The sequence below is a fragment of the Ruegeria sp. H8 genome (assembly GCF_056532905.1).
The window spans coordinates 351,996-375,467 of the sequence record NZ_JBQFNY010000001.1 but is presented as its reverse complement, the minus strand read 5'-3'; the positions used below and the strand labels follow the sequence as shown (position 1 = coordinate 375,467).

General features: G+C 60.5%; 24 protein-coding genes. 10 read left to right on the top strand and 14 right to left on the bottom strand.

Going from position 1 to position 23,472, the window contains the following annotated elements:
• Positions 1-23 precede the first annotated feature (23 nt).
• On the top strand, positions 24-1,103 hold the full coding sequence (locus ACR0A2_RS01750; RefSeq protein ID WP_480833857.1) for a 2'-deoxycytidine 5'-triphosphate deaminase: 1,080 nt from the start codon (positions 24-26) through the stop codon (positions 1,101-1,103).
• Positions 1,104-1,106: 3 nt separating this feature from the next.
• Here the strand turns inward: ACR0A2_RS01750 and ACR0A2_RS01745 are convergent, their stop codons facing one another.
• From ACR0A2_RS01745 to argS, 6 genes are all read right to left on the bottom strand, one after another.
• Positions 1,107-1,322, bottom strand: coding sequence for a hypothetical protein (locus ACR0A2_RS01745; protein WP_171115509.1), 216 nt, complete (start codon positions 1,320-1,322; stop codon positions 1,107-1,109).
• Positions 1,323-1,387: 65 nt separating this feature from the next.
• Complete coding sequence (gene scpB / locus ACR0A2_RS01740; protein ID WP_152458238.1) at positions 1,388-2,038, bottom strand: SMC-Scp complex subunit ScpB; 651 nt, start codon at positions 2,036-2,038, stop codon at positions 1,388-1,390.
• Positions 2,031-2,825 carry a segregation and condensation protein A gene (locus ACR0A2_RS01735; protein ID WP_480445373.1) on the bottom strand — a complete coding sequence of 265 codons (795 nt, stop codon included), beginning with the start codon at positions 2,823-2,825 and terminating at the stop codon, positions 2,031-2,033. Before ACR0A2_RS01735 ends, scpB begins: the two co-directional genes overlap by 8 nt.
• Positions 2,815-3,822: a beta-N-acetylhexosaminidase gene (gene nagZ / locus ACR0A2_RS01730; protein WP_480833856.1), complete on the bottom strand. Its 1,008-nt coding sequence runs from the start codon at positions 3,820-3,822 to the stop codon at positions 2,815-2,817. The genes ACR0A2_RS01735 and nagZ overlap by 11 nt, the downstream gene beginning before the upstream one ends.
• Positions 3,819-4,883, bottom strand: a complete 1,065-nt coding sequence (locus tag ACR0A2_RS01725) for an SPOR domain-containing protein (protein WP_480833855.1) — start codon at positions 4,881-4,883, stop codon at positions 3,819-3,821. The genes nagZ and ACR0A2_RS01725 overlap by 4 nt, the downstream gene beginning before the upstream one ends.
• A gap of 88 nt (positions 4,884-4,971) precedes the next feature.
• Positions 4,972-6,717, bottom strand: coding sequence for an arginine--tRNA ligase (gene argS / locus ACR0A2_RS01720; protein WP_480833854.1), 1,746 nt, complete (start codon positions 6,715-6,717; stop codon positions 4,972-4,974).
• Between the two features lie 133 nt (positions 6,718-6,850).
• Here argS and ACR0A2_RS01715 point away from each other — a divergent pair, with 133 nt between their 5' ends.
• Complete coding sequence (locus ACR0A2_RS01715) at positions 6,851-7,402, top strand: putative pterin-binding protein (RefSeq protein ID WP_480833853.1); 552 nt, start codon at positions 6,851-6,853, stop codon at positions 7,400-7,402.
• Here ACR0A2_RS01715 and ACR0A2_RS01710 read toward each other — a convergent pair whose 3' ends face one another.
• The gene (locus tag ACR0A2_RS01710; RefSeq protein WP_171231476.1) at positions 7,403-8,542 is read right to left on the bottom strand and encodes a deoxyguanosinetriphosphate triphosphohydrolase; all 1,140 of its coding nucleotides are present in this window, start codon (positions 8,540-8,542) and stop codon (positions 7,403-7,405) included.
• Positions 8,543-8,618: 76 nt separating this feature from the next.
• On the opposite strand from ACR0A2_RS01710, the gene ACR0A2_RS01705 reads away from it, so the two are divergent.
• Positions 8,619-8,942: a HesB/IscA family protein gene (locus tag ACR0A2_RS01705; protein ID WP_152458245.1), complete on the top strand. Its 324-nt coding sequence runs from the start codon at positions 8,619-8,621 to the stop codon at positions 8,940-8,942.
• Between the two features lie 278 nt (positions 8,943-9,220).
• A complete protein-coding gene (gene xth / locus ACR0A2_RS01700) occupies positions 9,221-10,000 on the top strand; it encodes an exodeoxyribonuclease III (RefSeq protein ID WP_480833852.1) in 780 nt (259 codons plus the stop codon).
• A gap of 4 nt (positions 10,001-10,004) precedes the next feature.
• On the opposite strand, the gene ACR0A2_RS01695 is transcribed toward xth, so the two are convergent.
• Positions 10,005-11,150, bottom strand: a complete 1,146-nt coding sequence (locus tag ACR0A2_RS01695) for an FAD-dependent monooxygenase (RefSeq protein WP_480833851.1) — start codon at positions 11,148-11,150, stop codon at positions 10,005-10,007.
• 72 nt (positions 11,151-11,222) lie between these two features.
• Complete coding sequence (gene dksA / locus ACR0A2_RS01690; protein ID WP_171167736.1) at positions 11,223-11,645, bottom strand: RNA polymerase-binding protein DksA; 423 nt, start codon at positions 11,643-11,645, stop codon at positions 11,223-11,225.
• Between the two features lie 382 nt (positions 11,646-12,027).
• Between dksA and ACR0A2_RS01685 the strand changes: the two genes are divergently transcribed.
• The 5 genes from ACR0A2_RS01685 to ACR0A2_RS01665 all read left to right on the top strand — a co-directional run bounded on the left by ACR0A2_RS01685 (position 12,028) and on the right by ACR0A2_RS01665 (position 16,164).
• Positions 12,028-12,873 carry an AAA family ATPase gene (locus tag ACR0A2_RS01685; protein WP_152458249.1) on the top strand — a complete coding sequence of 282 codons (846 nt, stop codon included), beginning with the start codon at positions 12,028-12,030 and terminating at the stop codon, positions 12,871-12,873.
• Positions 12,874-12,974: 101 nt separating this feature from the next.
• The gene (locus tag ACR0A2_RS01680) at positions 12,975-13,433 is read left to right on the top strand and encodes an N-acetyltransferase family protein (RefSeq protein WP_480833850.1); all 459 of its coding nucleotides are present in this window, start codon (positions 12,975-12,977) and stop codon (positions 13,431-13,433) included.
• On the top strand, positions 13,430-14,797 hold the full coding sequence (locus tag ACR0A2_RS01675; RefSeq protein ID WP_480833849.1) for a DUF2927 domain-containing protein: 1,368 nt from the start codon (positions 13,430-13,432) through the stop codon (positions 14,795-14,797). Before ACR0A2_RS01680 ends, ACR0A2_RS01675 begins: the two co-directional genes overlap by 4 nt.
• Positions 14,778-14,975 (top strand): hypothetical protein, encoded by a 198-nt coding sequence (locus tag ACR0A2_RS01670; protein ID WP_152458252.1) that lies wholly within the window; start codon positions 14,778-14,780, stop codon positions 14,973-14,975. Before ACR0A2_RS01675 ends, ACR0A2_RS01670 begins: the two co-directional genes overlap by 20 nt.
• A 4-nt stretch (positions 14,976-14,979) precedes the next feature.
• Positions 14,980-16,164 carry a vWA domain-containing protein gene (locus ACR0A2_RS01665; protein ID WP_171228140.1) on the top strand — a complete coding sequence of 395 codons (1,185 nt, stop codon included), beginning with the start codon at positions 14,980-14,982 and terminating at the stop codon, positions 16,162-16,164.
• Between the two features lie 15 nt (positions 16,165-16,179).
• On the opposite strand, the gene ACR0A2_RS01660 is transcribed toward ACR0A2_RS01665, so the two are convergent.
• On the bottom strand, positions 16,180-17,664 hold the full coding sequence (locus ACR0A2_RS01660) for an inorganic phosphate transporter (protein WP_152458254.1): 1,485 nt from the start codon (positions 17,662-17,664) through the stop codon (positions 16,180-16,182).
• A 209-nt stretch (positions 17,665-17,873) separates the two neighbouring features.
• On the opposite strand from ACR0A2_RS01660, the gene ACR0A2_RS01655 reads away from it, so the two are divergent.
• Complete coding sequence (locus tag ACR0A2_RS01655) at positions 17,874-18,560, top strand: M48 family metallopeptidase (protein WP_152458255.1); 687 nt, start codon at positions 17,874-17,876, stop codon at positions 18,558-18,560.
• A gap of 71 nt (positions 18,561-18,631) precedes the next feature.
• On the opposite strand, the gene ACR0A2_RS01650 is transcribed toward ACR0A2_RS01655, so the two are convergent.
• From ACR0A2_RS01650 to ACR0A2_RS01635, 4 genes are read right to left on the bottom strand one after another with little or no spacing between them, the layout of a single operon-like run.
• Complete coding sequence (locus ACR0A2_RS01650; RefSeq protein ID WP_480833848.1) at positions 18,632-19,174, bottom strand: RSP_2648 family PIN domain-containing protein; 543 nt, start codon at positions 19,172-19,174, stop codon at positions 18,632-18,634.
• Positions 19,171-20,373 carry an RSP_2647 family RNA methyltransferase gene (locus ACR0A2_RS01645; RefSeq protein WP_480833847.1) on the bottom strand — a complete coding sequence of 401 codons (1,203 nt, stop codon included), beginning with the start codon at positions 20,371-20,373 and terminating at the stop codon, positions 19,171-19,173. Before ACR0A2_RS01645 ends, ACR0A2_RS01650 begins: the two co-directional genes overlap by 4 nt.
• Before the next feature lie 38 nt (positions 20,374-20,411).
• Positions 20,412-20,684 (bottom strand): hypothetical protein, encoded by a 273-nt coding sequence (locus tag ACR0A2_RS01640; protein ID WP_152458258.1) that lies wholly within the window; start codon positions 20,682-20,684, stop codon positions 20,412-20,414.
• The gene (locus ACR0A2_RS01635; RefSeq protein ID WP_480833846.1) at positions 20,668-23,463 is read right to left on the bottom strand and encodes a [protein-PII] uridylyltransferase family protein; all 2,796 of its coding nucleotides are present in this window, start codon (positions 23,461-23,463) and stop codon (positions 20,668-20,670) included. Before ACR0A2_RS01635 ends, ACR0A2_RS01640 begins: the two co-directional genes overlap by 17 nt.
• Positions 23,464-23,472 lie beyond the last annotated feature (9 nt).

Genomic DNA, 23,472 nt, shown 5'->3' with positions numbered 1-23,472 from the left:
CTCTGGCACCAGGGGGGATCGAGATGACAGGTGTTTGCCCGAACCAACAGCTAGAGGCGATGATCGCGCGCGGTGAGATCACCGCCGACCCAGAGGTTCTGCCTGCCCAGATTCAACCTGCCAGCCTTGATTTGCGACTGGGAACAGTGGCTTACCGTGTACGCGCCTCGTTTCTTGCGGGCGAAGGCCGGACTGTCACGGATCGCTTGACCGAGTTTGAGATGCACCGCATCGATATCTCGGATGGCGCGGTTCTGGAAAAGGGCTGCGTCTATCTGGTGCCCCTGATGGAATCGCTTGCGCTGCCCGACAGCATGAGCGCCGTGGCCAACGCCAAAAGCTCGACCGGGCGACTGGACCTTCTGACGCGGACGATCACCGATGGCGGTACCGAGTTCGACCGGGTGCCCGCAGGTTACACAGGCCCGCTTTATGCCGAAATCTGCCCGCGCTCGTTCTCGGTTCTGGTTCGTCCCGGGATGCGTCTGAACCAGATTCGTTTCCGCCAGGGTCAGGCCGTGTTGTCCGATGCGGAACTGAGGACCTTGCATGCGCAATCTCCGCTTGTGGACGGACCTGCCGTCATTCAGGACGGTCTGGGCTTTTCGGTCGACCTGCAACTGCCCGATACCGATCTTGTGGGCTATCGCGCCAAACCTCATACAGGGGTGATCGATCTGGATCGAATCGGTGAATACGACCCGCAGGACTATTGGGAAGAAGTGCGCACCAAGGATGGTTGCATCATCCTGGACCCCGGCGCGTTCTATATCCTTGTCAGCCGCGAGGCGGTGCATATTCCACCGATGTACGCGGCTGAAATGGCGCCCTATCTGGCGATGGTTGGTGAGTTCAGAGTGCACTATGCAGGCTTCTTCGATCCCGGTTTTGGCCATGCCGCTGCCGGGGGGGCCGGTTCCCGTGGCGTGCTTGAGGTGCGCTGCCACGAAGCGCCATTCGTGCTGGAACACGGACAGGTCGTCGGACGTCTGGTCTATGAGAAAATGGCTGAAATGCCGACGCAACTATATGGTGCAGGCATTGCCTCGAACTATCAGGGTCAGGGCCTGAAACTGTCAAAGCACTTCAAAGCCGCAAGTTGACCCCTAGAACTTCATGAACCTGCGCATTTGACGGGTCACGCGCTGTGCCTGCCTGAGGTTCTGCGCATGTCGCGGTGCGCTGGTTTTTCCGGGCCCATTCGATGTGCCGGGTCCGCCGCCCTTTCGGCTGGCCAGATCGATACCCTTGTTCACACCTTTGTTGACCAGACGGCGCATGACCTGACGCACAATCATGTCGATGATCCGGTTTGCATTCATCGCTCAACTCCGTGTCCTCACGCACAAAGATAGACGCTTTATGCGGCAACAAAAGGGCTGTTCGATCACTCTTCTTCGAACAACTCGCTCTGGTCTTCGTCAACTTCATCCTCGCGCCCTTCCCCCAGAGGGATCGCACCCGGAGGAGGCCGATTCTCCAACAATCCCGCGGCGCGCAGCTCTTTCAGACCCGGCAGGTCGCGCGCATTTTCCAGACCAAAATGATCCAGAAACTCAGGCGTCACCACAAACGTCACCGGACGACCCGGCGTCATGCGGCGGCGACCCAGCTTGATCCACTCCATCTCGAGCAACTGATCGATGGTCCCGCGCGAGACCGACACGCCCCGGATTTCCTCGATCTCGGCCCGTGTGCAGGGTTGGTGATAGGCCACGATGGCCAGAGTTTCGATCGCGGCGCGGCTGAGCTTGCGCGTCTCGACCGTTTCCTTCTGCATCAGAAAGCCCAGATCAGGGGCTGTTCGGATGGCCCAGGCATCCCCTACGCGTACAACGCGCACGCCACGGCCCTCATACCGTTTCTGAAGCAATTCAACCGCTTGCGCCGCGTCGCTGCCATGGGGCATCCGCGCCTCAAGATCCGCAATCGTCACCGGCTCGGCGCTGGCGAACAGAACGGCTTCGACCATACGCTCCTGCTCTGCCAGCGGAGGCGCCTCGAACAGCGTACCGGTCTCTTCTGGGGCATCAGTCACGTGTTTCGGTCCTCTTGCGCAATTGGATCGGAGCGAATGTCTCGCTCTGCTTGATTTCCATATGTCCTTCTTTCACCAGTTCCAACGAGGCCGCAAAGGTCGCCGCCGTTGCCGACCTGCGCCGTACCGGGTCGGACTCCCAGCCGTCGGGCAGGTAAGTTTCCATGTCGGTCCATGTCCCGGCAAACCCGATCAGCGGGCGCATCCGTTCCAGTGCCTGTTCCATGGTGAAGACCGAATCGCGGTCCATCACAAACGGGCGGAATTCATCACGGGTGCGGATGCGGGCATAGCCCTGCATCAGATCCAGCAGCGTGGCGGAATAGGTAACGGTGCGGATCCGGGTGATATCTTCGCCCTGCCCGCGTTTGAAGAAATCTCGCCCCAGCTGATCGCGCGCCATCAATCGTGCCGCGGCGTCGCGCATCGCCTGCAAGCGTTCCAATTGAAACGCCAGATGTGCAGCCAGTTCTTCGCCCGAAGGTCCCTCGTCTTCGGGGTCTGGCGGCAACAGCAGGCGGGACTTGAGAAACGCCAGCCAGGCCGCCATCACCAGATAGTCGGCGGCCAGTTCGATCCGCAGCGCCCGCGCCTTTTCGACAAAGGCCAAGTATTGCTGCGCCAGCGCGAGTACGGAAATTTTCCTCAGATCAACCTTCTGCGTGCGCGACAGGGTTAGAAGAACGTCCAGCGGGCCTTCGAACCCATCGACATCAACAATCAGCGCTTCGGCCGCAAGACGATCCGCGACCGAGACAGGATCTTCGCTGAAAAGATTATCGTTCATATACCTGCCCGCCCATTAGGGCAGATAGTTCCGCCTCGGCGGCAGGGATGTCAAGTTCCTGCGGAGCTTTGCGCATCGCCAGCGCCCGTTCTGCGCGGGCCTGTGCCACATCGGACATTTCCCCGGCAGCTTCCAGCACCTCGGCGCGCTCGGCAAAGCTTCCGTTGCAGTGCAGAACGACGTCACAGCCCGCGCTTATGGCTTGCCGCGACACCTCAGCAGGCGTTCCGCTGAGCGCCTTCATCCCGATGTCATCGGTCATGATCAGCCCGCCGAAGCCAATCCTGTCGCGGATCACATCCATCATGGTTGCCGAGATGGTGGCAGGCTGCGGGTCAATCCGGTCATAGACCAAATGCGCCGTCATCCCCATCGGCAGGTCGTTCAAGGCCCGGAACGGCACGAAATCGCTGCGCTCAAGATCATCCAGGGGCAGATCCACATGCGGCAAGTCATGGTGGCTGTCCAACGTGGCGCGTCCATGGCCTGGAATATGCTTGAGCACCGGCAGCACTCCGCCATCCAAATGGCCCCGCGCCACGGCTTTGCCAACTCTGGAAACGCGTTCAGGATCAGCGTCATAACAGCGGTTCTTCAGAAACTTGTGCGTCTCGGGACGTGCGACATCCACCATGGGCGCACAGTTGCTGTCGATGCCCAGGCCAAACAATTCATCGGCAATCAGGCGGTACCTCAGATACATCGCGCGCTCGGCCTGCTCGGCGGCATTGGCCACGTGATCCAACGGAGGCAGCCATTCGCGGGCCAGCGGCGCCCGCAGGCGCTGCACGCGGCCACCTTCCTGATCGATGGTGATCGGGCAATTGCGCCCGACTGCCTCGCGGAAATCATCACACAAGGCGCGCACCTGATCCGCGTGTTCGATGTTGCGGGCGAACAAAATGAACCCGAACGGGTTCATCTGCCGAAACAAGTCTTTTTCCTGCTGCGTCAGGCGCGGGCCCTCTGCATCGGTGATCGTGGCACCGTACTTCACCTGACGGCCACCGGGATACAATCAGCCCCTTGCGCGACAAGCGCGGCACAAAACTGGCGCGAGTCGCTCAGGTCTTCAAAGCCCAGCACGCGCAGGCGGTAAAAGGTGCGCCCACCGCTTGAGGTCTTCTGGATAACGCGCTGTTTTCCTGCCATATATTCGCCGAACCTTCCGTTCAGGCGATCCCATTCCGTTTGCGCCACCTGAACGCTGTCATAGGCCCCAAGCTGCGCCAGACGCGTGCCTTTCGCCAGCGTATCAGGATCAACATCCAACCCAACCGCAGCCTTCACCGCGGCATTGATAGCGTCTTCGGAATTCTCGCTTGGCGAAACCCGGCTGCGTGAGGTGCGAGCCGGGCGGGTCAAGGGGCGCAAGGACCGGCGCACGCCCGGCAGCGCGGCAATGGCCGGGTCCGGCAAGGCGGCTGCGAAATCGGCCGGGTCAATTGCGGGTTCTTCCTCGGGAGTGGTCAGCGATGCCAGCTGCACGCCATCCTCGGCGTTTTGCTGCGTTTTGGCTGCTTCACCAGCCAATTCCGCAACTAGCGCATCCACCGCGTTCTGGCGCAATCGAGCGGCTTCCTGGGTTGAAATCGGCTTTTCCACAACATGCAGCGCCGGTGTCGGCTTCAGATCTGCGGCGGGTACGTCTTCATCCGTCAACGAGACCGGCCGCGGCGCAAGGATCAGACGATCTGCCGGGGCGGCAGCACTGCCCTTGGCTGCCACGGCATTGACGGCCAAGCCCTGATGATCGGCCGGTGTTCCGCCCGGGTTTTCGGGCTGCACCCGCATCGGCCCTTCGGCTGAACGCACGACCGGCACGCCGCTGACATCCCGCATGACAAGCTTGTATCCCCAGATACCGACGCCGGCGACCAGTGCCAACGATGCTACAGCCCCCAGGAAATTGACGGCCCGCCCCAGTCCGAACGCGCCGCGCGGCGCGTCGTAATCCTGCATCTCGTCGGGATAGTCATACGCATCCTCGAAATGCGCTTGATTCGGGTAATCATTCTGCCCAGGGATTTGATGCCCCGAGTAATCGTAACTCGCCATGTCCGCCTCACTGCCCGCTTCGCGCCCGAAAATAAGGCGCGCGGGTCATTTCTTGCCTACCTCGTACCGGCGGTTCGGGCGATATTTGTTACCGCATCTCCTGCGCCGGGGTGACGCCAAGAATACCCAAGCCCGCTGAAATCACAACAGAAACGGCCCGGGCCAGCGCAATTTTCGACTGGCTTGTGGCAACATCGCCATCCTGAATGAAACGCAACTGGGTTTCGTCATTGCCCCTGTTCCAGAGCGCATGAAAATCCCCTGCAAGTTCATATAGATAGAAGGCGACGCGGTGCGGTTCGTTGGTCCGCGCAGCGATCTCGACCAGGCGTGGCCATTCGGCCAGCTTCTTGGCAACCGTCAGTTCGGCGGGGTGGTCCAGCGACGCCAGATCGGCCCCGCGTAACGTGACGTCGGTGGCGTCAATCCCCGCCTCGGCGGCACGGCGCAGTACGCTCATCACCCGGGCATGGGCGTATTGCACGTAGAACACGGGGTTCTCGCGGCTCTGTTCCAGCACTTTGTCGAAATCGAAATCCAGCGGCGCGTCGTTCTTGCGGGTCAGCATCACGAAACGCGTCACATCCGGGCCAACCTGATCGACCACATCCCGCAGGGTGACAAAGTTCCCGGCCCGTTTCGACATCTTGAACGGCTCGCCATTTTTCCACAGTTTCACCAGCTGCGTCAGCTTGATATCCAGCGGCACCTTGCCATCGGACAGGGCCGACACGGCCGCCTTCATCCGCTTGACATAGCCGCCATGATCCGCCCCGAACACGTCGATCAGCGCGTCAAAGCCACGGCTCACCTTGTCATAATGATAGGCGATATCGGGGGCGAAATAGGTCCAGCTGCCGTCCGACTTCTTGACCGGGCGGTCGACGTCATCGCCATGTTCGGTGGATTTGAACAAGGTCTGTTCGCGCGGCTCCCAGTCTTCGGGCTTTTTGCCTTTTGGCGGCTCCAGCACGCCTTCATAGATCAGGCCCTTTTCAGTCAGCGATTGCAGCGCGGCCTCGATCCGGCCCGTGCCATAGAGCGATTTTTCCGAGAAGAACACATCCATCTCGACGCCCAGCGCCTTCAGGTCGGCGCGGATCAGGTCCATCATCGCGTCGGTCGAAAACTCGCGCAGCTCTTCCAGCCATTCGCTTTCCGGCTTGTCGATCAGGCTGTCGCCATATTTCTCTTTCAGCGCCTCGCCAATCGGGATCAGATAATCGCCGGGATACAGCCCTTCGGCAATCTCGGGGCTGAGGCCATTGGCCTCGCGATAGCGTTCATAGGCCGACCGCGCCAGCACATCCACCTGCGCGCCACCGTCGTTGATATAGTATTCGCGGGTCACGTCATGGCCCGAATAGGCCAGCAGGCTTGCCAACGCATCCCCAAACACCGCGCCGCGTGTGTGCCCGACATGCAGCGGACCGGTCGGGTTGGCCGAGACATATTCAACATTGACCTTCTGCCCCTGCCCCATGGTCGAGCGCCCGAAATCGGTGCCTTTTTCCAGCACAGCCGCCAACACGCCTTGCCAGACGGACGGCGCAAGACGCAGGTTCAGGAAACCGGGCCCTGCCACTTCTGCGCTTGTGATCCGGTCATCCGCTGCCAGTTTCCCGGCCAGAACATCCGCAATGTCGCGCGGCTTCATCCTGGCAGGTTTCGCCAACACCATCGCGGCGTTGGTTGCCATGTCCCCATGCGCCGCATCGCGCGGAGGCTCGACCGCCACGTTGTCAAAGCTCAGCCCCTCGGGCAATGCGCCTTCGGACTGCATCTGCGCCAGCGCGTCCAGTACAAGGCCGCGGATCTCGGAAAACAGGTTCATTTCGGATGTCCTTTTGCTTGTCGCGGGGTTTACCACGCAAACCGGCAAGGTCAATGGACGCCTAATGTTTAAGCTTGGTTTGGCGAAACATCTCGCTAATCTCGGGCCTGTACGCCGCTACCGGAGACCGTCGATGCAACGCGCCTTGTCCTTTGCCTTGCTTTTTTCCACCGCCCTGCCTGTGCTGGCCGACCTGCCACAGCCCAAAGGCCATGTGCTGCTGACGCTGGGTGGCGCCGTCAGCGAAACAAACCTGCCTGCGCGGGGTCAGAATGACGGCGGTCTGCTGGGTTATCTGGAGGTCACGCATGACGGCGCGGCTGGTTTTGACGCAGCCATGCTGGACCGGCTGGAGCAGTTCGAGATCACGATCCCCTATGGTCCTCCGCGCAATGAGCGGGAATACAGGTTTTCTGGTCCGCTATTGGCAGACGTCATGACATTGGCGGGGGCCGAGGGGAAAACCGCTCTTCCCATGGCGCTGGATGGGTATCAGGCTGAAATCGAGTGGGACAGTATCGCCACGCACAAACCGATCGTTGCAACGCATGCTGATGGCGCACCGATGGGGATCGGAGGTTACGGCCCGACGATGATCGTGTTCCCACCAACGAAGAACGCCGAACAGTCTGCGAAACAAGCGGCTCAGCAAGTCTGGGCCATCGCTTACATAGCCGTGGAGTGATCAGCCCGTCAGCCGCGCATGGTCCTGCAAGGCAAATCGGTCGGTCATGCCCGCAATGTAATCGGAAACGATGCGGGCCAAGGCTGTGTCGTCCCTGGCCGCTTCAATGTCATTATGCCAGCGCACGGGCATTTGCCTGGGATCGTTCATGTAGATCGGAAACAGATCTTCCACGATCTTTGCCACCTCTGCCCGCACTGACATCACTCTGGGTGCGCGATACATCCGTGTGAACAGAAACGCCCGGATTTCACGCAGTTGCGCCCAAACCTCATCCGAGAACTGGATGACAGGATACCCAAGATGTCGGATTTCTTCGACGGACTGCGCGCCAGACACAGCAATGAGATCGTTCGAAGTGTTGATGACATCCGCCACCATGACCCCGAAAACCCGCCTGAGCGCTTCGTGACGTCGGCGATAGGAATCCAGCCCTGGGTATCTGGCATCCACCTCGGCGTAACAGACCCCGACAATCGGCAGGTCCTGCAAATCGTCATCCGTGAACAACCCTGCGCGCAACCCGTCCAGAAGATCGTGATTGTTGTAAGCTATGTCATCAGAAAGGGCGGCAACTTGCGCTTCCGCGCTGGCATGGGTGTGCAGTTCAAGATCAAATTCCTGATGGCACTCGGCCAATGCCCAGGGCAGATCGCCCTCAACCGGCCCATTGTGCTTGGCTATCCCTTCCAGACATTCCCAGGTCAGGTTGCACCCATCGAATTCTGCATAGTGGCGCTCCAGCTTTGTGACGATCCGAATGGCCTGCGCGTTGTGATCAAAGCCACCATAGGGCTTCATCAACGCGTGCAGCGCGTCTTCGCCAGTGTGTCCAAAGGGCGTGTGCCCCAGATCATGCGCCAGGGCCACGGCTTCGGTCAGCTCTGGGTTCAGGCCCAGGGCACCGGCAATGGTCCGGGCCACCTGCGCCACCTCGATGGAATGGGTCAGGCGGGTGCGGTAGCTATCGCCCTCATGCTCAACGAAAACTTGCGTCTTGTGTTTGAGGCGCCGAAAGGCACTGGCGTGAATGATCCTGTCCCGGTCGCGCTGAAAGCATGATCGGAAACTGCTTTCCTCCTCGGCTACGAGCCGTCCCCTGGTGCGGTCCGGATCCGAGGCAAAACTAGCTCTGTCCAAATGGCCCGTCCTTGTCGCCTGTCCTTGCACTTTCTATATTGTATGGCGTAACGGAAGGAAACCTTTGGAGACCGGCATGAATCTGCCCCCAACAGTCACGGATCGCGCCTTTGAACGCCTCGCAGAAATCGGCGCGGCGGATCAGGGTCAGGCACTGCGCGTCGCAGTGGAAGGCGGCGGTTGCTCGGGGTTTCAATACGAAATCGCTTTGGATACGCCAAAAGAAGATGATCTGGTCCTTGAAGGCAAAGGGCAAAAAGTCATTGTTGACGCCATTTCGCTGCCCTTTCTGGAAAACGCGGTTATCGACTTCACCCAGGAACTGATTGGCGCGCGATTTGTGATCGACAACCCCAACGCCACCTCTTCCTGTGGTTGTGGCACATCTTTTTCGATGTAACCGTGGGGGCTTTGCCCCCACACCCCCAGGATATTTTCAGCCAGATGAAGCAGGAGTCCGCCCTCTGACCGAAAGACCAGAGGGCTTCACCTGGCGCGGTCATCGGCGTCCCCGCCTGTCCCGCAACTTCAGCTTGAAGAAATTCGGTTAATAATCCGTTTCTTCATCTGGCCAAAAATATCCCGGAGCGCGAGGCAGAGCCTCGCAAATACGATCTCCGCCTTGCCGTTGGGCCCGTTCTGCGCGATAGGTTGCACCAAGTCTTCGGAGGATCGCGCATGAAATTCGCCACGTTCAACATCAACGGCATCAAAGCGCGGGTCGAAGCCCTGCCCCGTTGGCTGGACGAAGCGCAGCCGGACGTAGTGCTGTTGCAAGAGATCAAGTCGGTCGATGAAAACTTCCCGCGCGAGATATTCGAAGAGCGTGGGTTCAACGTGGAAACCCATGGACAAAAAAGCTTCAACGGCGTTGCAATCCTGTCGAAGCTTCCCCTCGAGGATGTATCCCGCGGCCTTCCCGGCGATGACGCGGATGAACAGGCCCGCTGGATAGAAGCCACCGTCGTTGGCAAAAAGGCTCTTCGGATCTGTGGATTGTACCTGCCCAATGGCAATCCTGCACCCGGCCCGAAATATGATTACAAACTGGCATGGATGGAACGGCTATATGACCGTGCCCGTGATTTGCTGGCCACCGAAGAACCCGCGTTGATGGCGGGGGATTACAACATCATCCCGCAGGCGGAGGACGCCAAACGCCCCGAAGCATGGCGCGACGATGCATTGTTCCGCCCCGAAAGCCGCGCCGCATTCCGAAAGATCCTGAATCTGGGCTTCACCGAAGCGTTCCGGGCCACCACCCAAAGCGCGGGGCACTATTCATTCTGGGACTACCAAGCCGGGGCCTGGAACCGGAACGACGGAATTCGGATCGATCACTTTCTGCTGACCCCGCAAGCGGCAGATCTAATGCGGGATTGCCAGATTGATGCCGCCGTGCGCGGGCATGAAAAACCCTCGGATCACGTGCCTGTCTGGGTCGATCTGGATATTTAGCGGTTCAGGCCGTGACGTCGTAGCTGTATATCCATTCGTAGCGGCGTGACAATTTCCCTCCGATGGCCATAAGCGCACATTGGGCCGCCAAACGGGCGGGGCCTGACAGGTGGAAATTGCGTGCGTTCGACCCGGCCGCGGCAACCACGCTTTCTGCCCTTGGCCTGCGCGTTTGCTCGTAGGCGGCAAGCGCGCTGGTGACGCCCGAGTGTTCGTCGAATGATCGTGCAAGCGTCCAGGCATCTTCCAGCGCCAGACAGGCGCCTTGTGCCATGAACGGCAAGGTCGGATGCGCCGCGTCCCCCAGCAATGCCAGACGACCGTTCTGCCATTTTTCTGCGACCGGGCGCAGGAACAGGGCCCACAGATTCACATCCGAGACCTTTGACAGAATCTCACCGACAGGACCGCCGAACCCTGAAAACCGTGCGCGCAGCTCGTCCGGATCGCCCTTCAGCTTCCATCCCTCTTCCCGCCAGTCCGAGCGTTCCTCGACCGCAACGATGTTCATCATGCTTTGATCGCGCAAAGGATAGGTTACGACATGCCGACCCGGCCCCATGGTCAGGGATGCCGTAACCACGCCTGAATCCGGTCGCCAGGGAATGGTGGCGCGCCAGGCGACCTGGTGCGTGAACTCGGGTGTCTCGGGCCCGTTCAGAGCCGGGCGAATCGTGCTTCGGCCACCGTCGGCGGCGATGACGCATTCGGCGCGCAGCCGTTCGTCGCTCGCCAACAGAATTTCGGCTTCGTTGGGGTGTTTCTGCACGTTGGAAACCTTGGCCGCCAGACGGACATCCACACCGGCCTTGCGGGCCGCAGAATGCAGCAGATTCAACAGATCGGCACGGTGAAAATAATAAGTCGGGCCAGCCGAAGGCCCGGGCAGCCGGCTGACAACGCGGCCTTTGCGGTAATCGCGCAAGATCGTACCGTGCGACTTCTGGCCCGCAGACAGATCCGCCACCCCAAGGGCCCGCAACACGCACATCCCATTTTCACTGATCTGAAGGCCCGCGCCAACCTCGGTCAATGCCGGGGCTTGCTCCAGCAGGGTGACCTGCGCCCCGTGTTGCCGCAGCGCCAACGCAGCCGCCAGACCGCCGATACCGCCGCCAATTACACAGAAATTCAACCGATTGATCTTCATGCCCCCCGCATAACGCAAAAACGCCGGAGCCACAGGCCCCGGCGTTCGAAATTTTCCAGTTGCACCCGGCGATCAATCGTCGCGGTGGACCTTTTCGCGGCGCTCGTGGCGCTCTTGCGCCTCCAGCGTCATGGTTGCAATCGGACGTGCATCCAGACGTTTCAGCGAAATCGGATCGCCGGTCTTTTCGCAGTAGCCGTATTCACCTTCTTCGATCCGGCGCAGGGCTGCGTCGATCTTGGCAACCAGCTTGCGCTGGCGGTCGCGTGTCCGCAGCTCCAGAGCGCGATCGGTCTCCTCGCTCGCGCGGTCGGCGACATCGGGAATGTTTCGGGTGTTGTCCTGTAGCCCTTCGATCGTATCGCGGCTGCCCGCCAAAAGCTCATTCTTCCAATCCAACAGCTTGCGGCGGAAATATTCAAGCTGACGTTCATTCATGAAAGGTTCATCTTCGGCCGGGCGGTAATCCTCCGGCAGAAAAACTTCCTGTTTCATATTTGCTCCCTCGGTATGGCCAGAAACGTCGGTTGCGGATGTTTCACCTGACATTTGGCACCCCCTTCTGCGCAGCGTTTAGCCGACGGGCGTGGGATTGTCACTACACAAACGTTGCTTCAGCACGCCCTCGTGCTGTTTTGTCTAAATATGAGACAAGTAACAACAAAACCCTGTTTTTCTATGAAATTTAGCAGGCCTTTTTGAGGCAGGTGTCAATTGGCGGGGTACATTCGCGCGCACGAATCAACCAAAAGGGCTTGGCGTTCCTGCAAAAATCGCCTCGACCGACGCAGGGACGCGGGTTGTCAAAATCACTGACCGTCTGTAACCCGGACCACACAACCTGCCCACGGATCACGAAAAACCACACGAGAGTCCCATGACCGCACGCTTTCAAGGTACAGCCGAATATGTCGCCACTGACGATCTGACGATTGCCGTGAACGCCGCCGTCACACTTGAACGCCCGTTGCTGGTCAAGGGCGAGCCCGGCACCGGCAAGACAGAGCTTGCCAAACAAGTGGCCGGCGCACTGGGGCTGAGGATGATTGAGTGGAATGTGAAATCCACCACCCGCGCGCAGCAGGGCCTGTATGAATATGACGCGGTCAGCCGCCTGCGGGACAGCCAGTTGGGTGAGGAACGCGTGCATGACGTGTCGAACTATATCCGCAAGGGCAAGCTGTGGCAGGCCTTCGAGGCCGACGAAAAGGTCGTTCTGCTGATCGATGAGATCGACAAGGCCGATATCGAGTTTCCAAACGACCTTTTGCAGGAACTCGACAAGATGGAGTTCCATGTCTACGAGACAGGGGAAACGATCCGGGCCAAAAACCGCCCTATCGTCATCATCACCTCGAACAATGAAAAGGAACTGCCGGACGCGTTTCTGCGCCGCTGTTTCTTTCACTACATCCGCTTCCCTGACGAGGCCACGATGCGCCGCATCGTCGAGGTTCATCATCCCGGCATCAAGGATGCGCTGCTGACCACCGCCCTGACCCAGTTTTATGAAATCCGCGAGACGCAGGGGCTCAAGAAAAAGCCGTCAACGTCGGAAGTGCTGGATTGGCTGAAGCTGCTGCTGGCCGAGGACCTGAGTGCCGAAGACCTCAAACGCGGCGGCGCAGATGCGCTTCCAAAACTGCATGGGGCGTTGCTGAAGAATGAACAGGACGTGCATCTGTTCGAACGTCTGGCCTTTATGGCACGCGGCAAACGATAGCCGGACGGTGACCAGACGGTGATCATGGCTTGCCTTGGGACGGCCCGGATGCCAGCATCGGCCCATCTGGCGAAACAGAGCTTCGCCGCCCACAGAATTGGATGAATCGCGTGGCGAACGCACTGACAATCCGCACCCTGCGTGCCGAGGACAAAAGCCAATGGGCCGACATGTGGCGGGACTATCTGGCATTTTATGAAACCGCCCTGCCCGATGATGTATACGAAACAACTTTTTCCAGACTGCTGGGCGACGACCCGCAGGATTTTTCCTGTTTCGTTGCCGAACAGAATGGCGCCCTGGTCGGGTTGACACATTTTCTGTTTCATCGCCACGCCTGGAAGGTGGAAAAGGTCTGCTACCTGCAAGACCTGTTCGCGCGCCCCGAGGCACGGGGGGCAGGCGTTGGCCGGGCCTTGATCCAGGCGGTCTATGACGAGGCAGATCGTCAGGGCGCACCGTCGGTCTATTGGCTGACCCAGGAATTCAACCAAACCGCGCGGAAACTGTATGATCGCATCGGCACACTGACACCGTTCATCAAGTACGCCCGCTCATGAAGCGATTGAGTGCCCTCTTTCTGGCACTGGTTGTTGCCGGCTGCGCGACGGTTGAAACGATCGAGCTGCCCGATCAGGTCGCGCCCATCGAAGCAAGCCTGCCGCCTGCCAAGTCTTTTTCAACGGCACGTCCTTCGCCGCCTGCTCGGTCCAACAAAAACATCGCCTCTGACTTCCTGTCCCTGCATTTCGAACTGGAAAGCGGCGCCGCCCTGCCCGTTTTCACGCGTTTCGAAACGCCGGTCACTGTCCGTCTGAGCGGATCACCGACCGCAAGCATGCAGCAGGATCTGACCCGGTTGCTCAACCGCCTGAGGCGCGAGGCCGGGATCAACATCCGACAGATCGACGAAGGGCAGGCCAATATCACCATCGAAGCCGTCAGCCAGAAAGACATTCTGCGCATTCTGCCCAATGCGGCCTGTTTCGTCGTCCCCAACTCCTCGAGCCTTGAAGAATATCGCCGTGACCGCCGAAAGATCAAAAGCAGCTGGACTGAACTGCGCAAACGCGAACGGCTTGGGATTTTCATCCCATACGACGTCAGTCCGCAGGAAATACGTGATTGCCTGCATGAAGAACTGGCACAAGCGCTTGGTCCGCTGAACGATCTGTATCACCTGCCGGATTCCGTGTTCAACGACGACAATATCCATACGGTTCTGACCGGGTTTGACATGTTGATCCTGCGGGCTGCCTATGCGCCGGAACTGCGCACCGGCATGACCCGCGATCAGGTCGCCGCGGTCATCCCGGGGGTTCTCAGCCGGATGAACCCGCGCGGGGACAGGGTGCCTGCTCAACCCTTTACGGACACGCCGCGCGAATGGATTGACGCGATTCAGAAATCACTGGGACCGGGGGCGGGGTCGCCCAGACAACTGCGCGCGGCCCGAAAGGCGGCACGGATCGGTCAGCAACAGGGATGGACGGATCACCGCCGCGCCTATCCCCATTACCTGATAGGCCGGATGGAACAATTCCGGGACCCCAACGAAGCCCAACGCCAGTTTCAGATTGCGCAACAGTTTCTGAAAGCCACACCCGGCACCGAGGTGCATCAGGCCTATGTCACAACGCAAACCGCGGCATTTGCGCTGGCACAGGAAAAGGGACCCAGTGTGCTGCCCGAGTTGAACAGGGCCATCGATGTCATGACGCGGGCAGAAAATGCGTCTTTGCTGGCCACGTTGTTGTTGCTGAAATCAGAAGCGCTGAAACAGGCGGGTCAGATACAGCAGGCACGTGCCGTCAGGCTGGACAGCCTGGGATGGGCGCGGTACGGGTTTGGCTCGGATCTGGTGGCCCAGTCGTTGTCACGGGGCAATGGCCGAAGAAACACGGATGGCACGAAAGACGGATGACGCACATATGTTGGTAGTTCTGGGAATGGCGGCACTGGGTGCGACCTTGGGCGCACTGGCCGCGAAAAAGCGCAGCGGCAATCGCGCCGACATGGCGCAATATGCCGCCGGATACGGCATTGCCTTTGCGCTGGTGGGTCTGGTGATCTCGTTGGTTCTGGTGCGTTTGGTGGGCTGACACGATGTTCCTGCCCTTTTTCGAAAACCTTCGCAAAGCTGGCATCCCGGTATCGCTGCGGGAGTATCTGACTTTTCTGGAAGGCATGAAAAAGGGTCTGGCCACCTATGATGTCGAGGCGTTCTACTATCTCGCCCGCGTGTCGATGGTGAAGGACGAACGCAACATCGACAAGTTCGACCGCGCCTTTGCCGCCAGTTTCGAAGGACTGAACGAGATCAGCTTTGACCAAGTTCTGGAAGCCGTTGACATCCCTGGCGACTGGCTGGCCAAAATGGCCGAAAAGCACCTGTCGGATGAAGAAAAAGCCGAGATCGAGGCGCTTGGCGGTTTCGACAAGCTGATGGACACGCTGCGCGAGCGTCTCAAGGAACAACAAGGCCGCCATCAGGGCGGCAACAAGTGGATCGGCACGGCCGGGACCTCTCCTTTCGGGGCGTATGGCTACAACCCCGAAGGCGTGCGCATCGGCCAAAAGGAAAGCCGCCACCAGCGCGCGGTCAAGGTTTGGGACAAGCGCGAATTCAGGAACCTGGACGACACGGTTGAACTGGGCACGCGCAACATCAAGGTTGCCCTGAAACGCCTGCGCCGCTGGGCGCGCGAAGGTGCTGCGGAAGAACTGGATCTGGACGGCACCATTCGCGCCACGGCCGAACACGGCTATCTGGACGTCAAGACCCGCCCCGAACGTCACAACGCGGTCAAGGTCCTGCTGTTCCTGGACGTTGGTGGATCAATGGACCCCCATATCAAAGTGGTGGAAGAGCTGTTTTCAGCCGCACGGTCCGAGTTCAAGCATCTGGAATACTATTATTTCCACAATTGCCTTTACGAAGGCGTCTGGCGTGACAATCGCCGCCGCTGGGACCAGCAGACGCCCACGCATGAAGTGTTGCGCACTTATGGGCCCGACTACAAATGCATCTTCGTCGGCGACGCCTCGATGAGCCCATATGAGATCGCCTATCCCGGCGGCGCCAACGAGCATTGGAACGCCGAGGCCGGGCAAGTCTGGCTGCAACGCGCGCGGGATCAATGGGCGTCGAACCTGTGGATCAATCCCGTGCCCGAGAAGTATTGGGAATACACCCATTCCATCGGTATGATTCAGGAAATCTTCGAAGGCCACATGGTGCCGATGACCCTGGCAGGGCTGGAACAGGGAATGAAAGCGCTGACCCGTTGAGGTCAGCGCCAGAGTTTACCCGGCAATCACCTGAATCCCAAGAAACAGGATCGCTGCCAGCATTGCTGCTGCGGGAACAGTGATAACCCACGCGGCAACGATGGTCAGGAAATGCGACCGGCGAACCAGCTTGCGGCGGCGGCGTTCTTCCGGCGCGACGCGGGGGCGTTCGGGAAAGGCCAGCCTTGCGCGTTTCAGCCTCCGCTCGGCATCCCATTCCCGGAAGAACCCGACCCCGAATACAGCGCCAACCGCGATATGGGTGGAACTGACAGGCAGGCCCAGCCAGCTTGCAACGATCACTGTGATCGCGGCCGACAGGGCGACGCAATAGGCCCGCATCGGGTTGAGCTTGGTGATCTGGCTGCCGACCATGCGGATCAGTTTCGGACCAAACAGGAACAGGCCGAACGATATCCCGAACGCACCGATGACCATGACCCAATGGGGAATGCTGACGGCATGCGTGAAATCGCCCGAGGCAGAAGCCTGCACAATCGCGGCCAACGGCCCCACCGCGTTGGCAACGTCATTTGCGCCATGCGCGAAGCTCAGCAGCGCCGCAGAGATGATCAGTGGAATTCCAAACAGAATCTTCAGCGATTTGTTGCGGTTCTCAAGCCCTTCGGACTGGCGGCGGATCACCGGGATCATCACTGCCCAGATCAGCCCGCCACACGCCGCACCGATCAGCAACGCCGTCCCGAGATCGATCTTGATGATTTTCTTGAGGCCCTTGAGCGCCAGATAAGATGCAAAGGCGCCCGCCATGATCCCGACCAGCATCGGCACCCATTTGCGGGCCGCGGCGATCTTGTCTTCCTGATAGATGATCCGGGCCTTGATGAACCACAGGAAACCGGCTGCGACCAAACCTCCCAGAAGTGGCGAGATCACCCAGCTGGCGGCGATTTTGCTCATGGTACCCCAGCTTACGGCGCCGAATCCCGCAGCGGCGATCCCTGCCCCCATGACGCCGCCCACGACCGAATGCGTAGTGGAAACCGGCGCACCGACCCATGTGGCCAGATTGACCCAAAGCGCCGAGGACAGCAGCGCCGCCATCATCGCCCAAATGAAGACGTTGGCCGTTCCCATGCTTTCCGGCGCAATAATTCCCTTGGCGATGGTCGACACGACATCGCCCCCGGCTATGAGCGCCCCGGCACTTTCAAAAATGGCGGCAATCGCGATGGCACCGCCCATGGTCAGCGCATTCGCCCCCACCGCAGGGGCCATGTTGTTGGCGACGTCATTGGCCCCGATATTCAGCGCCATATAGGCCCCGAACATCGCCGCGATCACGACGACAAGCGCGTTGTTGCCCTGCCCGAACAAAAAAGCGGCCACAAGGCCTGCGACGACAATGAATGCCAGGGCAATCCCTGAGCCCACAAAGGGCCGTCCAGCCTGTGCGGTCGCCATTTCTAGGCGTGAAAAGCGCCGCAAATCCCGGTCGAGTGTTTCCAGGTGACGCGCTTCGTAGTTCTTGTCGGTCATGGGTCCCCCATCGATAGCGCCCCGTCGGTTAAGTGGGATCGTTGAAATAATCAACAGCTCATATCGCAAGATCACAACTTATCGAAGGTTGTGCCTGTTTCGGCGCACGAGGAGGGTTTTGCCGATTTCGGCGCACGAACATGCGGGTCCCGACGAACATCCCGCAGGTGTGACTTGCGCAATGCCCTTGTTCGGACCATATCTTTGACATGCTTCGATTGACCCCGATCCTGCTGGCAATTGGCTACGCCATCGTGATGTACCGCATTTCGGTCTGGCGCACCCATCGTGAGCTGGACGCAAAATCGACCGAATTGGCCGACCCGGTGCTGAAACGGATGACGGATCGGCTGGCCGCGGCTTTGGAAATCGATCGGGTCCCCGTCTATATCTACGAGATCGACCCGGTGAACGGGCTGGCTGCTCCGGACGGTCGGATTTTCATCACGCGCGGGTTTTACCGAAAATTCCGCAACGGAGAGGTTTCGGCCGAGGAGATGGCCAGCGTGATCGCACATGAGTTGGGGCATGTTGCCTTGGGTCATGCAAAGCGACGGATGATTGATTTTTCAGGTCAAAACGCAATGCGGACGGCGCTGATCATGGTGCTGAACCGGTTTATTCCGTTCATCGGAGCGATGATTGCGAATGCTTTGACGTCATTGCTGGCCTCGCGCCTGTCACGACAGGATGAGTATGAGGCGGACGAATATGCCGCCGCCTTGCTGACCAAGGCCGGAATCGGGATCGGGCCGCAGAAATCCTTGTTTCACAAGCTGGAAGACCTGACGCAGCAACGGGCGGGCGTTGCCCCGGCATGGTTGATGAGCCACCCGAAAACGGGTGAGCGCATAGCGGCACTGGAGGCCCTTGAGCAGCGTTGGGCGCGTGGCTGAGGGTGCGCAGCGAGAGGCCAGCCTCTCGCGCTCTCCGGGATATTTTTAGCCAGATGAAGGGGGGGGGCTGTCTATTGGGTGAGCGCCTTGCCAAGGCGTGGAAGGCGGGCCTTTTTAATCAGCGCGCGCAAGGTCCATTGGTGGCCGGAGAGGCGGATGGCTTCACTCAGAACGCGATCGGCGATGGTCGCCAGGCCGTCAGGGTCCGATAGCCAGAAGCCATGCAGCAAGCCATCGGGATCTCGGCGGTCGAGCCCCTCCTCTGCCAGAATATTTCTGGGGAAGTCCTTGGCGTTGACGGTGATGATGACGTCGGCCGAGGCCGTGATGGCCGTCGCCAGAACGTGGATATCGGCTGAGTCGGGCAGCCAGAGGCGCTGCTCCAGCCCCGGGACCGGTGCGCGTTCGGCCTGTGGCCACTGCGCCTGCGCCAGGGCAATTTCGGCGCGGGCTTGCGCCTCGCCCGTCGGGCCCAGCTTGCGCGCGGCGCGAGCCCATTCTTCGAGGATGCGGGCAGACCAGATCGGAGTGAAATGGCCAAGGCGGGCAGCGCCCAAGAGCATCTCGCGCATCACGGTGGGATAGATGACGCAGGTGTCGAGCACAGCTTTCATAGGCGATAGAACACCGCTTTGAGATAGCCGCTTTCCGCCAGTTGCGGCAGTTGCGGGTGATCCGGACCCGCAAACCCGGTGCGGATCAGTTGCGCCTGTCGCCCGGCACGCCCAATCCCACGGGAGGACGCATCGCGAAACCGGCTCAGGTCAGCCGCGTGCGAACACGAACACAGCCCCAGATAACCACCGGGTTTGACCAGAGGCGCCGCCAGTCGTGCGATACGTTCATAGGCGCGCAGCCCCGCATCCAGCGCTTGTCTGGACGGCGCAAACGCGGGCGGATCGCAGATCACCACGTCAAATCGCGCGCCTTCGTCGCCCAGTTGAGTCAGAACCTCGAACGCGTCGCCCTGCCGGGTTTGGAACTTTTCAGCAAGGCCCGACGCCTCGGCCCCTTTTTTCGCCAGGTCGAGCGCGGCGGCTGAGCCATCGACGGACAATGCCTGGCCCGCACCGCCTGCAAGCATCGCCAGACCGAAGCCGCCCACATGGCTGAATACGTCCAGCACCTGCGCATCGGGACGAACCAGGCGCGCGGCAAAGGCGTGGTTGGGGCGCTGGTCGTAAAACAGCCCGGTCTTCTGACCGCCTGTCAGATCCGCCATGTAGGTGGCGCCATTCATCGGCACAGGCAAGGGCGCATCGGGCGCGGTTCCGCGCAATACTTGGTTAACGTCGTCCAACCCCTCCAGCCCGCGTGTACGGCCCGAGGCGTTCTTCAGCACCGTGGTCACGCCAGTGATTTTGACCAGAGCTTGGGTCAGCAGGCCCAGATGCGCTTCAGCCCAGGCCGCGTTCGGCTGAACGACGCAGGCCTCGCCAAAGCGGTCGATGATGACGCCGGGCAAGCCGTCCGCTTCGGCATGGATCAGGCGATAATAAGGGGCGTCAAACAGGCTTTCTCGCAGATCGAGGGCGCGCTGCAAACGGTTCTCGAACCATGTCGCGTCAAGCTGCGCGTCGATGTCACGGTCCAGTACCCGGCACATGATCTTGGACGCGGGGTTGACTGCGACCAGCGCGACGGGCGCCCGTTTGTCATCTTCGAGCACCGCCAGAGCGCCCGCGGGGATTTTTCGGGTACGGCGGTCGGTGACGATGTCATTGGCGTAGACCCAGGGGAAACCATGGCGCAGGCCGCGCGCATTGGCTTTGGGTTTCAGGCGGATACGGGGACGGTCGGCAGATTGGGTCATGGCGCCCTCATAGTCTTGAACGCGCCGGTGGGAAAGCCCTAGCGGTTACGGGATCGCCAACCGCCGCGGCGTTTTGGGGCCTTTGCCGTCTGAAGGCCTTCGGTCAGAACCTGTGTCATCGGATGATCGGGGTTCTGCTCGGCATAGCCCGCGTGCAGCTCGGCCAGCGCCGTGTTCTGGTCGCGATCCGCTGGAAGGCTCAGCGCCCAGTCCAAAAAGATGCTGCGACACTCTGGCAGGGTGATGCCGTCGATTCGATAGGCTTCGCGGATCAGACCTTTGTGGTCGTTGGGATCACTGCTGCGCGCCATCTTCTTCCCCCTTGATCACGCCGCCGATCAGATCGGCCGCGGTCGTGTAACATTCCTGCAATGCCGCCTGCAACGCCTCGACCTGTTCGAACCCGGTGGCGCGGCACAAAAATGCAGTACCGCCTTCGCCGATCTTGTCGGCTTCGATTGTCTTGCCCGACAGCAACCGCGCGGCGCATTGCACCGACCAGAATAGGTCATAGCAGTCTTTCAGAGATTGCGCCTGCGCGACATCCAGCAACCCGGCTGCGACGGCACCATCCAGACCCGACGCGACATCGCGCTGCGCGGACCCTGCCAGCAAAGCACCGGTTTCGGCCATCAATTCGATATCCATCAGCCGGCCGGGGCCGTTCTTGGCGTCCCAGATGCCGGCGGGCGCCTTGGCCGCGGCCAGGCGTGACCGCATCTCGGCCACTTCGCGCAGAACATTCCCCTGCTCTCGCGGGTGCGACAGAAACTCGGTGCGGAAGGCTTCGATTTCCTCGGCCAGTCCGGCATCCCCGGCAACAACATGCGCGCGGGTCAGGGCCAGATGCTCCCACACCCAGGCTTCGTTCCGCTGGTAATTGACAAAGCTGGCCCAACTGGTCGCAACCGGCCCCTGATTGCCCGAGGGACGCAATCGCATATCGACCTCATACAAGCGTCCTTGCGACATCGGCGCGGACAATGCCGTGATCAGGGCCTGCGTGAACCGTGCATAATACGTGCGCGTGGCCAGAGGGCGCGGACCGTCAGACATGTCCTGATCCAGAGGATCGTAGATGACGATCATGTCCAGATCGGATTGCGAGTTGATCCGGCCTGCCCCCAGCGACCCCATCCCAAGCACGGCAGCGCCGCGCCCCGGTGCAGGGCCGTGTTTGCGGGCAAAATTCTCGGTGACATGCGGCAGGATGGCCGCGATGACCGACTGCGCAAGATCGGCATATTGCCGACCTGCCTTCTTGCCGTCGATCAGGCCGCGCAGGTGATGCACGCCGACCCGGAAATGCCATTCCTTGCACCAGCGCCGGGCAAGATCAAGCTGGGTTTCATAATCCGTTTCTTCCGACAAAGCCTGCGTCAATTCCGCTTGCAACGCCTCTTGCCCGGGCCAATCCGCAAAGAAACTGCCCCCGATCACCGCATCAAACACCGACGCGTTGCGGGACAGGTGCGAAGCCAGAGCATGCGAGGTTCCAACGATATCGATCAGCAAGTCGATCAGTTGCGGATTCGCCTCGAACAGCGAAAACAGCTGCACCCCGGCGGGCAGGCCCGCCAGGAACCCGTCCAAGGCCAACAATGCTTCGTCGGGCTTGGCGGTTTTGGCCAGACGTGACAGCAACTCGGGGCGAAGACGTTCGAAAATCCGCGCGCCGCGCTGGGACCTGAGGGCCGGATATGTCGTCCATCGGGCCAGAACGTTCTTGTCGAACTCCACATCCTGGACATGGGCGGGCGCCGCACCAGGTCCGGGGGCAAAGAACCCTTCGGTCAGCTCATGCACTTCGGTCAGACGGTTTTTCAGGTCCTGCGTCAACTCGGCACTGCTGATACCCATCAGGCAGGCGACGCGTTCGATCCCGTCGGGTGAGTTCGGCACCTTGTGGGTCTGCGCATCATGAATCATCTGGATGCGATGTTCGACTTCGCGGTGCGCGCGGTAATGATCGGTCAGCTTGTCCGCCACATCCTGTGGCACCCAGCCTTTTGCCGCCAGCGCCGCCAGCCCGGGAACCGTGCCTCGCACCCGCAGGTCAGCGTCCCGCCCGCCCGCGATCAACTGGCGGGTTTGCGTGAAAAACTCGATCTCGCGAATACCGCCCTGCCCCAGTTTCATGTCGTGACCGGGGATCGACAAGGATCCGCCCGTCCCTTTGTTTTCCCGGATGCGCAGGCGCATGTCATGGGCGTCCTGGATGGCGGCAAAGTCCAGATGGCGGCGCCAGACAAAGGGGCGCAAGCCGTCAAGGAAACGCTGCCCCGCATCCAGATCCCCGGCGCAGGGCCGCGCCTTGATGTAAGCCGCACGCTCCCACGTACGACCGAGGCTTTCGTAATACCGCTCGGCGGCCTCCATCGCCATGCAAACCGGTGTCACGGCCGGGTCGGGGCGCAGCCTCAGATCCGTTCGGAACACATAGCCATCCGCCGTCTTCTCGCTCAACGTCGCACAGAAGTTGCGCGTGGCCCGAACCATGCCCTGCCGGGCCTCGTAAAAGTCATCGGGGTCAAAGCGCGTTTCATCAAACAGGACGATCAGATCGATATCCGAGCTGTAGTTCAGCTCATGCGCGCCCATCTTTCCCATCGCCAGTATGACCAGGCCGGCTGCGGTTTCGACATCATCCTCGGTCATGCCCGGCAGCTTCTTGCGCCGGATCAATGTTGCGATCTCGGCCTTGGCGGCAACATCAGCGGCCAGCGCACCGAAATCGGTCAGGGCCGCCGTGACCTTCTCCAATGGCCACGCACCTGCAATATCGGCCAACGCCGTAAGCAGAGCCATTCGCCGCTTGGCCTGCCGCAATCCGGGTTTCAACTGATCCGGCGGCAGATCACGCGCAGCAGCCATGACGTCAGCCAATGCCTGATCCGGGTGCATCAGGGCCTCGGGCAGCCAGCCCTTCTCTTGTTCGATCAGACTTTTCAGATAGGGGCTGGAACCGGCGGTGCCCGCCACCAATTCCGCCATCTCGGCCGGCAAATCAGGCATCAGGGCCCGCGCTTCGGCCCCCAGGGATGGATCGAAAGCGCGCGGAAGTCTTGAAATGGCTAAAACGTCTGTCATGGGCGCAAA

Excerpts from the sequence above, each read along its gene's own strand:
- ACR0A2_RS01725 (WP_480833855.1), bottom strand. The coding sequence starts at position 4,883 with ATGGCGAGTTACGATTACTCGGGGCATCAAATCCCTGGGCAGAATGAT.
- argS (WP_480833854.1), bottom strand. The coding sequence starts at position 6,717 with ATGAACCTGTTTTCCGAGATCCGCGGCCTTGTACTGGACGCGCTGGCG.
- ACR0A2_RS01635 (WP_480833846.1), bottom strand. The coding sequence starts at position 23,463 with ATGACAGACGTTTTAGCCATTTCAAGACTTCCGCGCGCTTTCGATCCA.
- ACR0A2_RS01670 (WP_152458252.1), top strand. The coding sequence starts at position 14,778 with ATGGCACGAAAGACGGATGACGCACATATGTTGGTAGTTCTGGGAATG.
- ACR0A2_RS01750 (WP_480833857.1), top strand. The coding sequence starts at position 24 with ATGACAGGTGTTTGCCCGAACCAACAGCTAGAGGCGATGATCGCGCGC.
- xth (WP_480833852.1), top strand. The coding sequence starts at position 9,221 with ATGAAATTCGCCACGTTCAACATCAACGGCATCAAAGCGCGGGTCGAA.
- ACR0A2_RS01660 (WP_152458254.1), bottom strand. The coding sequence starts at position 17,664 with ATGACCGACAAGAACTACGAAGCGCGTCACCTGGAAACACTCGACCGG.
- ACR0A2_RS01640 (WP_152458258.1), bottom strand. The coding sequence starts at position 20,684 with ATGGCGCGCAGCAGTGATCCCAACGACCACAAAGGTCTGATCCGCGAA.
- ACR0A2_RS01705 (WP_152458245.1), top strand. The coding sequence starts at position 8,619 with ATGAATCTGCCCCCAACAGTCACGGATCGCGCCTTTGAACGCCTCGCA.
- ACR0A2_RS01645 (WP_480833847.1), bottom strand. The coding sequence starts at position 20,373 with ATGACCCAATCTGCCGACCGTCCCCGTATCCGCCTGAAACCCAAAGCC.
- dksA (WP_171167736.1), bottom strand. The coding sequence starts at position 11,645 with ATGAAACAGGAAGTTTTTCTGCCGGAGGATTACCGCCCGGCCGAAGAT.
- ACR0A2_RS01665 (WP_171228140.1), top strand. The coding sequence starts at position 14,980 with ATGTTCCTGCCCTTTTTCGAAAACCTTCGCAAAGCTGGCATCCCGGTA.
- ACR0A2_RS01715 (WP_480833853.1), top strand. The coding sequence starts at position 6,851 with ATGCAACGCGCCTTGTCCTTTGCCTTGCTTTTTTCCACCGCCCTGCCT.
- ACR0A2_RS01735 (WP_480445373.1), bottom strand. The coding sequence starts at position 2,825 with ATGAACGATAATCTTTTCAGCGAAGATCCTGTCTCGGTCGCGGATCGT.
- ACR0A2_RS01655 (WP_152458255.1), top strand. The coding sequence starts at position 17,874 with ATGCTTCGATTGACCCCGATCCTGCTGGCAATTGGCTACGCCATCGTG.
- ACR0A2_RS01650 (WP_480833848.1), bottom strand. The coding sequence starts at position 19,174 with ATGAAAGCTGTGCTCGACACCTGCGTCATCTATCCCACCGTGATGCGC.
- ACR0A2_RS01745 (WP_171115509.1), bottom strand. The coding sequence starts at position 1,322 with ATGAATGCAAACCGGATCATCGACATGATTGTGCGTCAGGTCATGCGC.
- ACR0A2_RS01695 (WP_480833851.1), bottom strand. The coding sequence starts at position 11,150 with ATGAAGATCAATCGGTTGAATTTCTGTGTAATTGGCGGCGGTATCGGC.
- ACR0A2_RS01680 (WP_480833850.1), top strand. The coding sequence starts at position 12,975 with ATGAATCGCGTGGCGAACGCACTGACAATCCGCACCCTGCGTGCCGAG.
- ACR0A2_RS01675 (WP_480833849.1), top strand. The coding sequence starts at position 13,430 with ATGAAGCGATTGAGTGCCCTCTTTCTGGCACTGGTTGTTGCCGGCTGC.
- ACR0A2_RS01685 (WP_152458249.1), top strand. The coding sequence starts at position 12,028 with ATGACCGCACGCTTTCAAGGTACAGCCGAATATGTCGCCACTGACGAT.